At 65.0% G+C, this 11203-nt stretch carries 5 protein-coding genes; 2 read left to right on the top strand and 3 right to left on the bottom strand.

Features of this window, described 5'->3' with window-relative positions; genetic code table 11:
- Positions 1-3857: DNA-directed RNA polymerase subunit beta' (locus tag AB4Y86_RS03625; protein WP_441400163.1), on the bottom strand; the 3857-nt coding region annotated here is incomplete at its 3' end.
- 105 nt (positions 3858-3962) lie between these two features.
- A complete protein-coding gene (gene rpoB / locus AB4Y86_RS03620) occupies positions 3963-7478 on the bottom strand; it encodes a DNA-directed RNA polymerase subunit beta (RefSeq protein WP_441400161.1) in 3516 nt (1171 codons plus the stop codon).
- Between the two features lie 423 nt (positions 7479-7901).
- Here rpoB and AB4Y86_RS03615 point away from each other — a divergent pair, with 423 nt between their 5' ends.
- Together AB4Y86_RS03615 and AB4Y86_RS03610 are read left to right on the top strand one after the other, a co-directional pair.
- Positions 7902-9101 (top strand): acetyl-CoA C-acetyltransferase, encoded by a 1200-nt coding sequence (locus tag AB4Y86_RS03615; RefSeq protein WP_441400159.1) that lies wholly within the window; start codon positions 7902-7904, stop codon positions 9099-9101.
- Positions 9101-9601: an aminoacyl-tRNA deacylase gene (locus tag AB4Y86_RS03610; RefSeq protein WP_441400157.1), complete on the top strand. Its 501-nt coding sequence runs from the start codon at positions 9101-9103 to the stop codon at positions 9599-9601. Before AB4Y86_RS03615 ends, AB4Y86_RS03610 begins: the two co-directional genes overlap by 1 nt.
- Before the next feature lie 155 nt (positions 9602-9756).
- Here the strand turns inward: AB4Y86_RS03610 and AB4Y86_RS03605 are convergent.
- The coding region (locus tag AB4Y86_RS03605) for a 5'-nucleotidase C-terminal domain-containing protein (RefSeq protein WP_441400155.1) at positions 9757-11203 on the bottom strand (1447 nt) is incomplete at its 5' end.

Here is an 11203-nt window from a genome sequence, read left to right as displayed (position 1 = left end):
GCGTGGAACTCAGGAGCTCCGTCGCCGCCCAGGGAATCGTAGGAGAAGTCACTGAACGCGCTCGGGCCGGTGAACAGATTGGCCTTCGCTTCCTCAGTCGGCTCGACCGTGACCTCGGTGTAGCGCGGGAGACCCGTGCCGGCCGGGATCAGCTTACCGATGATGACGTTTTCCTTGAGGCCGAGCAGCGGATCGCTCTTGCCTTCCATGGCCGCCTGCGTCAGGACGCGGGTGGTCTCCTGGAAGGAAGCTGCGGACAGCCAGGACTCGGTCGCCAGGGACGCCTTGGTGATACCCATCAGCTCGGGACGGCCGGAGGCCGGCGTCTTGCCCTCGGAAACCACGCGGCGGTTGGCGTCCTCGAAGCGGCTGCGTTCGGCGAGCTCGCCGGGCAGCAGATCCGATTCACCGGATTCGATGACCGTGACGCGGCGCAGCATCTGGCGGACGATAACCTCGACGTGCTTGTCGTGGATACCGATGCCCTGGCTGCGGTACACGCCCTGGACTTCGTCAACCAGGAACTTCTGCGCGGCACGGGGGCCCATGATGCGCAGCACCTGCTTGGGGTCGACCGGACCGTTGATGAGCTTCTGTCCGACGCTGACGTGATCGCCGTCTTCGATGAGGAGACGTGAACGGCGCAGCACCGGGTAGGCGATCTCTTCAGATCCGTCATCCGGGGTGATGACCAGGCGCATCTGGCGCTCGGACTCTTCGATGGTGATGCGGCCGGCTGCTTCGGCAATCGGTGCGACACCCTTCGGAGTACGGGCTTCGAAGAGCTCCTGGATACGGGGCAGACCCTGGGTGATGTCGTCGCCGCCGCCGGCGGAAACTGCACCACCGGTGTGGAACGTACGCATGGTCAGCTGGGTACCGGGCTCACCGATGGACTGTGCGGCGATGATGCCCACGGCCTCGCCGATGTCCACGGTCTTGCCGGTGGCCAGCGAACGGCCGTAGCACAGGGCGCAGGTACCGACGCTGGACTCACAGGTGAGTACGGAACGGACCTTGACCTCCGTGATGCCGGCTGCGAACAGCTCGGCAATGACGACGTCGCCGCAGTCAGTGCCGGCCGCCGCCAGGACCTTGCCCTTGGAGTCAACGACATCCACGGCCAGGGTGCGGGCGTAGGCGCTGTTCTCGACGTTTTCGTCCAGGACCAGCTCACCGTTGGCGTCCGCGACCGCGATCGGGGTGACGAGGCCGCGCTCGGTGCCGCAGTCCTCTTCACGGACGATGACGTCCTGCGACACATCCACCAGGCGACGGGTCAGGTAACCCGAGTTGGCGGTACGCAGTGCGGTATCGGCCAGACCCTTGCGGGCACCGTGCGTGGCGATGAAGTATTCCAGCACCGACAGGCCCTCGCGGTACGAGGACTTGATCGGACGCGGGATGATCTCGCCCTTCGGGTTGGCCACCAGGCCACGGATACCCGCGATCTGACGGACCTGCATCCAGTTACCACGGGCACCGGAGGAGACCATCCGGTTGATGGTGTTCATCGGGGACAGGTTGTCACGCATCGCCTGGGCGATTTCGTTCGTCGCTTTGTTCCAGATCTCGATCAGTTCCTGGCGACGCTCGTCGTCGTCGATCAGGCCCTTGTCGTACTGGCCCTGGATCTTGGCAGCCATGGTCTCGTAGCCGGCAAGGATCTCCGGCTTGTTCTTCGGGACCTCGATGTCAGAGATGGCAACCGTGACGCCCGAGCGGGTAGCCCAGTAGAAACCGGCGTCCTTCAGGTTGTCCAGCGTTGCCGCCGTGATGACCTTCGGGTAGCGCTCGGCCAGGTCGTTGACGATCCGGGACAGCTCGCCCTTGTCGGCAACGGCCTCAACCCACGGGTAGTCCGCGGGCAGTGTCTGGTTGAACACGACCTGACCCAGGGAGGTCTCGACCAGAGCAATCTGACCGGGCTCCCAGCCTTCGGGAGCTTCCCAGCCGGCGTAGGGCACGAAGCCCTCGAGCCGGATCTTGACCTTGKAGTTCAGGTGCAGTTCGTGCAGGTCGAACGCCATGATGGCTTCCGCCACGGAGGAGAAGATCCGGCCTTCGCCAGCCGAACCGACACGCTTGGTGGTCAGGTGGTAGAGGCCGATGATCATATCCTGCGACGGCAGCGTCACCGGGCGGCCGTCGGACGGCTTCAGGATGTTGTTCGAAGACAGCATCAGAATCCGGGCTTCGGCCTGGGCTTCGGGGCTCAGCGGCAGGTGGACTGCCATCTGGTCGCCGTCGAAGTCGGCGTTGAAGGCACCACAAACCAGCGGGTGAAGCTGGATGGCCTTACCTTCGACCAGCTGCGGCTCGAAGGCCTGGATGCCGAGACGGTGCAGGGTAGGTGCACGGTTCAGCAGCACAGGGTGCTCGGTGATGATCTCTTCGAGCACGTCCCAGACCTGYGGGCGGTAGCGTTCGACCATCCGCTTGGCGGACTTGATGTTCTGTGCGTGGTTGAGGTCAACCAGGCGCTTCATCACGAACGGCTTGAAGAGCTCCAGCGCCATCTGCTTGGGCAGGCCGCACTGGTGCAGCTTCAGCTGCGGGCCAACGACGATGACCGAACGGCCGGAGTAGTCAACGCGCTTACCCAGGAGGTTCTGACGGAAACGACCCTGCTTGCCCTTGAGCATGTCGCTCAGGGACTTCAGCGGGCGGTTGCCCGGCCCGGTGACCGGGCGGCCGCGGCGGCCGTTGTCGAAGAGGCTGTCAACGGCTTCCTGAAGCATGCGCTTCTCGTTGTTGACGATGATCTCCGGGGCGCCGAGGTCCAGCAGGCGCTTGAGACGGTTGTTGCGGTTGATCACGCGGCGGTACAGGTCGTTGAGGTCGGAGGTCGCGAAGCGGCCGCCGTCCAGCTGGACCATCGGGCGCAGTTCCGGCGGGATCACCGGGACGGCGTCCAGCACCATGCCGAGCGGGCTGTTGTCGGTCGTGAGGAACGCGTTGACCACCTTGAGCCGCTTGAGGGCGCGGGTCTTGCGCTGGCCCTTGCCGTTGGCGATGATGTCGCGCAGCAGGTCGGACTCGGCCTGCATGTCGAAGGTCTCAAGACGCTTCTTGATGGCCTCGGCACCCATGGAGCCCTCGAAGTACATGCCGTAGCGGTCACGCAATTCGCGGTACAGGCCTTCGTCACCTTCGAGGTCGGCGACCTTCAGGTTCTTGAAGCGGTCCCAGACCTGCTCGAGGCGCTCGATTTCGGCATCCGCGCGCTTGCGCACGTTGGCCATCTGGCGGTCGGCGGAGTCGCGGGCCTTCTTCTTGTCGGCAGCCTTGGCGCCTTCGCCTTCGAGGCGGGCAAGCTCGTTCTCGAGGTCGCGGGCGATCGTGGCGATGTCCGAGTCACGGTTGTCGATCAGCTGCTTCTTCTCGATGTCGTGCTCAACCTGGAGGTTGGGCAGTTCCTCGTGACGGGCATCAGCGTCAACGCTCGTGATCATGTAGGCGGCGAAGTAGATGACCTTTTCAAGGTCCTTCGGTGCCAGGTCAAGGAGGTAGCCCAGGCGGGACGGGACACCCTTGAAGTACCAGATGTGCGTTACCGGGGCGGCCAGCTCGATGTGGCCCATGCGCTCACGGCGCACCTTGGCACGGGTGACCTCAACGCCACACCGCTCGCAGATGATGCCCTTGAAGCGCACGCGCTTGTACTTGCCGCAGTAGCATTCCCAGTCGCGGGACGGGCCGAAGATCTTCTCGCAGAAGAGGCCGTCCTTCTCAGGCTTAAGCGTGCGGTAGTTGATGGTTTCCGGCTTCTTAACCTCGCCGTAAGACCAGCCACGGATGTCTTCCGCGGTGGCGAGGCCGATCTGCATGAGGCCGAAGGAGGATTCGCTGGACATATGGTCCCTGTTCTCTCTTGTTCTCTAAATTCTGAAGTCTTGGGTTACGGGAAGAGGGAGGCGGTGTACGACGGCGGGGGCGAACCCGCCGTCGTACATCACCTGCTAGACCTCTTCTACGGAACTGGGCTCTGCACGAGACAGATCGATGCCCAGTTCTTCCGCAGCCGTGAAGACTGCGTCATCAGAGTCACGCATTTCAATTGTGGTTCCGTCCGTGGACAGCACTTCCACGTTCAGGCACAGCGACTGCATTTCCTTGATCAAGACCTTGAAGGACTCAGGAACGCCCGGCTCCGGGATGTTCTCGCCCTTGACGATGGCTTCGTAGACCTTCACACGACCGTGGATATCATCCGACTTGATCGTGAGGAGCTCCTGGAGCGTGTAGGCGGCGCCATAGGCTTCGAGCGCCCACACTTCCATTTCACCGAAGCGCTGGCCACCGAACTGTGCCTTACCACCSAGCGGCTGCTGSGTGATCATSGAGTACGGGCCGGTGGAGCGCGCGTGGATCTTGTCGTCCACCAGGTGGTGGAGCTTCAGGATGTACATGTAGCCGACCGAGATCGGATCCGGGAACGGCTCGCCGGAGCGGCCGTCAAACAGGCGGGTCTTGCCCGAAGAGTTGATCAGGCGCTCGCCGTCGCGGGTGACGTTCGTGGAGTCGAGCAGGCCCGTGATTTCTTCTTCACGTGCGCCGTCGAAGACCGGCGTCGCGACAGTGGTCGAGCCACTCTCGCGCGGCAGGTTCGGCAGCTGCTTGACCCACTCGGGCTCGCCTTCGATCTTCCAGCCGGTCTTGGCAACCCAGCCGAGGTGCGTTTCCAGCACCTGGCCGACGTTCATACGGCCCGGGACACCCAGCGGGTTCAGGACGATATCAACGGGGGTGCCGTCGGCAAGGAAGGGCATGTCCTCGATCGGGAGGATCTTGGAGATGACGCCCTTGTTGCCGTGACGGCCGGCGAGCTTGTCGCCGTCGGTGATCTTGCGCTTGGCGGCCACGTAGACGCGGACCAGCTGGTTGACGCCCGGGGGCAGCTCGTCGTCGTTGTCGCGGTCGAAGACACGGACACCGATCACGGTGCCGGACTCGCCGTGCGGCACCTTAAGGGAGGTGTCGCGCACTTCGCGGGACTTCTCACCGAAGATGGCGCGCAGCAGGCGCTCTTCCGGGGTCAGCTCGGTCTCGCCCTTGGGAGTGACCTTGCCAACCAGGATGTCGCCGGCTTCAACTTCGGCACCGATGTGGATGATGCCGCGCTCGTCCAGGCCAGCCAGGACTTCCTCGGACACGTTGGGGATGTCACGGGTGATTTCCTCGGCACCAAGCTTGGTGTCGCGGGCATCGATCTCGTGCTCCTCGATGTGGATCGAGGACAGGACGTCCTCGGCCACGATCCGCTGGGACAGGATGATGGCATCCTCGAAGTTGTGGCCTTCCCATGACATGAATGCCACGAGCAGGTTCTTACCGAGGGCGAGCTCGCCCTGGTCCGTTGCCGGGCCGTCGGCGATAATGCCGCCGACTTCCAGGCGCTGGCCTTCGTTCACCAGGACGCGGTTGTTGTAGCAGTTGCCCTGGTTGGAGCGCGCGAACTTGTTGATCCGGTAGTTGGTTTCCGTACCGTCGTCGTTGAGCATGATGACCAGCTCAGCGGAGACCTCCGTAACCACACCGGCCTTCTTGGCGATGGTGACGTCACCGGCGTCGACGGCGGCGGCACGTTCCATGCCGGTACCGACGAACGGTGCCTCGGAACGGACCAGCGGCACGGCCTGGCGCTGCATGTTGGCACCCATGAGTGCACGGTTGGCATCGTCATGCTCGAGGAACGGGATCAGKGCGGTWGCCACGGACACCATCTGGCGCGGGGAAACGTCCATGAACTCGACCTCGGCGGCGGGAACCAGCACGGGCTCGCCTCCACCGCCGCGGGCACGAACCAGCACGGTCTCTTCGGCGAAACGCTTGTTCTCGTCGAGCGGCGCGTTGGCCTGTGCGATCAGGACCTCGGCCTCGTCGTCGGCCGTGAGGTACTGGACCTCATCGGAGACGACACCCTCGGACACGAGGCGGTACGGGGTCTCGATGAAACCGAACGGGTTGATGCGGCCGTAGGAAGCCAGCGAACCGATCAGGCCGATGTTCGGGCCTTCAGGGGTTTCGATCGGGCACATACGTCCGTAGTGGGACGGGTGGACGTCTCGAACTTCCATGCCGGCGCGGTCACGGGACAGACCACCCGGGCCGAGCGCGGACAGGCGGCGCTTGTGGGTCAAACCCGAAAGCGGGTTGTTCTGGTCCATGAACTGCGASAGCTGGGACGTTCCGAAGAACTCCTTGATCGCTGCCACGACGGGGCGGATGTTGATCAGCGTCTGCGGCGTGATGGCCTCGACGTCCTGGGTCGTCATACGCTCGCGGACAACGCGCTCCATGCGGGACAGGCCGGTGCGGACCTGGTTCTCGATGAGCTCCCCGACGGCGCGGATGCGGCGGTTGCCGAAGTGGTCGATGTCGTCGATCTCGACGCGCAGCTCGTGGTCCTGGCCGTCGCGCTTGCCCGTGAGGGTCTTCTCACCGGCGTGCAGGGCTACCAGGAACTTGATCATGGCAACGATGTCTTCAACGTGCAGCACGGATGCTTCCTTGTCGCCAAGGGAGCGGTCGATGCCGAGCTTGCGGTTGATCTTGTAACGGCCGACCTTGGCCAGATCGTAGCGCTTGGAGTTGAAGTACAGGTTGTCCAGCAGGGACTGGGCAGCCTCGACCGTGGGCGGCTCGCCCGGTCGCAGCTTCCGGTAGATGTCCAGCAAAGCGTCTTCGCGGGTCTCGGTGGCGTCCTTCTCCAGCGTCGCGCGCATGGAGTCGTACTGACCGAACTCTTCGAGGATCTGGCCTTCGGTCCAGCCGAGGGCCTTCAGCAGCACGGTGACGGACTGCTTGCGCTTCCGGTCGAGGCGAACGCCGACCTGGTCACGCTTGTCGATTTCGAGTTCGAACCAGGCGCCGCGGGACGGGATGATCTTCGCAGTGAAGATGTCCTTGTCGCTGGTCTTGTCCGCGGTGCGCTCGAAGTAGGCGCCCGGGGAACGGACCAGCTGGGACACGACGACACGCTCGGTGCCGTTAACGACAAAGGTGCCCTTCTCGGTCATCAGCGGGAAGTCGCCCATGAACACGGTCTGCTGCTTGATTTCGCCCGTGTTGTTGTTCATGAATTCGGCCTTGACGTACAGCGGAGCGGAGTACGTAGCGTCCCGGTCCTTGCACTCGGCCATGGTGTACTTCGGATCAGCGAACTCCGGCTCGGAGAAGCTCAGGGACATTGTGCCCTGGAAATCCTCGATCGGGGAGATCTCTTCGAAGATGTCAGACAGACCCGAAGAGGTGGCGACGCTGAGGTCGCCTTCTTCGACGGCCTTCGCGACGCGTGCCTGCCAGCGTTCGTTTCCGACCAGCCAGTCAAAGCTGTCGGTTTGCAGGGCAAGCAGATTCGGAACGTCAAGCGGTTCGTGAATCTTTGYGAAAGAGAGCCGGCGGGTTRCACCGTCGGTGCTGTCGGCATTGATAGCGGTAGCGTTGTTTACATTAGAGGTGCTCGAGGCGACCAAGAGGGATCCTTCCACAGACCTTCAGGCGTTTTCAGATCTCCCCCGTTATGCAGTCTGCGAAAATGACTCCGCAGTGCTACCAGTCCGGTTCCGCTATATGACCCGGGCCCGCGCTGTCCATGCTGGTGCACGTTGTAGACGGCACATTGATGGAGCAGCTGTCAGGCTAAGCCCACCGCTATATGAAGGCTGAAGGTAAACAGGGAAGACGCAAATATCAACACTACGGCAAAGCAACCTACTTGTCTACCCCACTTCAGCGGTTATTGCAAGCACGTCCCCCGCCCGCGCCCCGGGCCCAGCCGCATGCACCCGCCCGCAGCCCACTACCGCATAATGTCCGGCGAATGGCCGGCGAATGGCTCAGTGACTTGGCTCACGATAACCTTGGAGGGACGCCCATAGAGATCGGAAGAGACAACCATGAGCAACTCCACGGACAACAATGATGTTGTCATCCTCGCCGGCGCCCGCACCCCGCAGGGCCGGCTCAACGGGCAACTGGCGAGCTTCACCGCCGTCGACCTCGGCGCCCACGCCATTCGCGCCGCCCTGGCTGCCAGCGGGCTGAAGGCGGACCAGGTTGACTCGGTCATCATGGGCCAGGTCCTGCAGGCGGGTGCCGGCCAAAACCCGGCCCGGCAGAGCGCCATCGGGGCGGGCATCGGCTGGAACGTCCCCGCCATCACCATCAACAAGGTCTGCCTCTCCGGCCTCACCGCCGTGATCGACGCCGCCCGGGCTATCCGCAGCGGCGACRCCAGGGTTGTGGTTGCCGGCGGCCAGGAGTCCATGAGCYGGGCGCCGCACCTCCTGCCCGGCTCACGCCAGGGCTGGACCTACGGCTCCGTCCAGGCGCTCGACGCCGCCGCCCACGACGGCCTCACCGACGCCTTCGACGGGCAGTCCATGGGGCTGTCCACGGAGAGCAAGAATGTCACGCTCGGCATCGACCGCGCCGCCCAGGACGGCGTGGCCGCCGCCTCGCACCAGCGCGCCGCCACCGCCGCCAAGGACGGGATTTTCGACGGCGAAATCGCGCCGATCAGCGTCAAGCAGCGCAGGGGCGAGCCGATTGAGGTCGGCACCGACGAGGGTRTCCGGCCGGACACGTCCATCTCCTCCCTCGCCGCCCTGCGTGCGGCCTTCGCCACCGACGGCACCATCACGGCCGGCAACTCCTCACCGCTCTCGGACGGCGCAGCCGCCCTGGTCCTCACCTCGCGGAAGTTCGCCGAAGAGAACGGCCTGGAGTACCTGGCCGTGGTGGGCCGGCCCGGGCAGGTCGCCGGGCCGGACAATTCCTTGCATTCGCAGCCCTCCAATGCGATCAAGAGCGCCCTGGAGAAGGCCGGCTGGTCCACCGCGGACCTCGACTTCATCGAGATCAACGAGGCCTTCGGTTCGGTGGCGGTGCAGTCCCTCAAAGACCTGGACTACCCCCTGGAGCAGTGCAACATCCACGGCGGGGCCATCGCCCTGGGCCACCCGATCGGCGCTTCCGGAGCCCGGCTGGCCCTGCACGCGGCCCACGAGTTGAAGCGGCGCGGCGGCGGCAAGGCCGCCGTGTCGCTCTGCGGCGGCGGCGGCCAGGGCGAGGCCCTGCTGCTGTACCGCGACTGATGGCCGAACTCGTAGAGAACCAAGGGCCCGGCGGCGCCGGCAGGGAACGCTTCCTGGCCGACGCCGCCGCTCGCGGCCTCACCGTGGAGCTGGTGGAGCGGCTGGCCGCGAACAGCCTGGCGGAAGCCGCCGGCATCCTCGGCATCCCTCCGGCGGACATCGTGAAATCGCTCGTGGTCAAGCACAAGGACGGCAGCTTCCTGTTCGCCCTTATCCCCGGCGACCGTCAGATCTCGTGGCCCAAGCTCCGCCAACTGCTGGGCGTCAACAAGCTCTCGCTGCCCAGCCCGGACGTGGCCCTCGCCGCCACCGGCTACGAGCGCGGCACCATCACCCCGCTCGGCAGCACCTCCGCGTGGCCCGTCTACGCCGACAGCAGCATCACCGGCCGCCGCGTTTCGATGGGCGCCGGCGAACACGGGTACAGCGCCTTCGTCGACGCCGACGCCCTCACCGCGGCCCTCAGCGCCGTCGTCGCCGACATCACCGAACCTGCCTAGCTCGAACTCGCACAACCGGGTTAACAACCGGGTTCATTGCCGGGCCAGGTACAGTGCCCGCTCTGGCAGCTGCCTCACCCGTCGGCTGCTCCGTAACTGCCGTTATCAGCGCTCAGAAGGGCACTTGCGGAGCAACCGATGGTGATGGGCGGGGGTCAGGCGGTGACGGTCAGCGGCTGGCCGTTGACCGTGAGCCGCCAGTTGCTCTGGCTGAACACGGCCGCGTCCAGGGTGCCGTGGGCCACGACGTAGTCGATGATGCGCTGCCGAATCTCCTGCTGGCTGTTCGAGAGCACCGGCGCCGTCTTCACGGCCGGGAAGTTGCCGCCGCCGCTCTGCCGGTAGTTGTTGATCGCCATGGCGAATTCCTTCCCGGCCGGCACGGGCGCTCCGCCGTACGTCAGGTTCATGATCCGGTCCCCCGCCGGACGGGCCAGGTCGATCTCGTAGTTCAGCGGTGCGTCCAGGCCGTAGGCGACGTCGTAGTTGTAGTCCGGGGTGCCGTTCGGGGCCAGAGCGGTCACGGCGTTCGTGACGTCCTGGGCGCGGGCCGTCGTGCCGCCCACCGGCCGGAAGTACTGCGCCGACCATTCGAGGTAAGCCTTGACCTGGGCGCCCGTCACCTTGATGGACAGCAGCGTGTTGTCGAAGATGTACAGCCCGGCCACGTCGCGGATGGTCAGCGGTCCGGCCTTGACGTCCACCGAGCGCGAGAACGCGGCCGCAATGGAGAGGACCGGCAGCCCGGCGTCGGGGCCGTTCGCCAGTTCGGCTTTGATGGTGCTGGCCTGGACGTAGTTGATCGCGTCGATCGCGGCCGAGTCGGCCCAGCATGCGGTCGCCGTCGTGAGCGGCGCGGTGGACGTGCCGATCACCTGGTTGACGTACTTCACGGTCGCCTCGTGTCCGGCCTGCACGGCGCTGACGACGGCGGGGTCGGCGTCGACCGTCTTCGCGTCCAGGAGGTGGGAGTGCGCCGAGGTGACGGTCCACTGGCCGCGGTCCTTGACGAGCTGCAGGTCGATCACGGCGACGCGCATGCCCCATTTCAGCGGTTCGGTCAGGAGTACCTGCCGGCCCGTGGCCGTGTTGGTGACGAAGCGCTCCGGGATTTCCAGGTGCGCGTGCCCGACCAGGATGGCATCGATTCCGGGGACTTCCTCGGCCAGCTGGGTGGACGCGTTTTCCGCGAACGGCAGCGCATCGCCGTAGGAGGACCCCGGGGTCGCGCCCGAGTGGCTTGAGACGATGACGACGTCGGCTCCCGCGGCTTTCATCTGCGGGATGACCGTCTTGGCTTCCTCGACGATGCCGTTGAAGTCGAGCTTGCCCTGGACGTTGTCGCGGTCCCAGAGGGCACAGCCCGGGGTCACAAAACCGACGAGGCCGACCGTCAGCCAGCCGTTCTCGGTCTTGACGCGCTTGAGGATGTACGGGGTGAAGGCGCGGCCGCCGGTCACGGCGTCGTGCACGTTGGCGCCGAGCAGCGGAAAATCCAACTGCTTCTCCCAAGTCCGCAGCAGCGGGATTCCGTAGTTGAATTCGTGGTTGCCGAGCGCGACCGCGTCATAGCCAACGGCGTTCATGGCCAGCGCCATCGGG

Origin of the sequence: Arthrobacter sp. 2YAF22_2 (assembly GCF_052114645.1) — a bacterium.
Classification (GTDB): Bacteria; Actinomycetota; Actinomycetes; order Actinomycetales; family Micrococcaceae; genus Arthrobacter.
This window is presented reverse-complemented; position numbering and strand designations above follow the sequence as displayed.

Coding starts and splice junctions, on each gene's coding strand:
- AB4Y86_RS03610 (WP_441400157.1), top strand. CDS start 9,101: ATGGCCGAACTCGTAGAGAACCAAGGGCCCGGCGGCGCCGGCAGGGAA.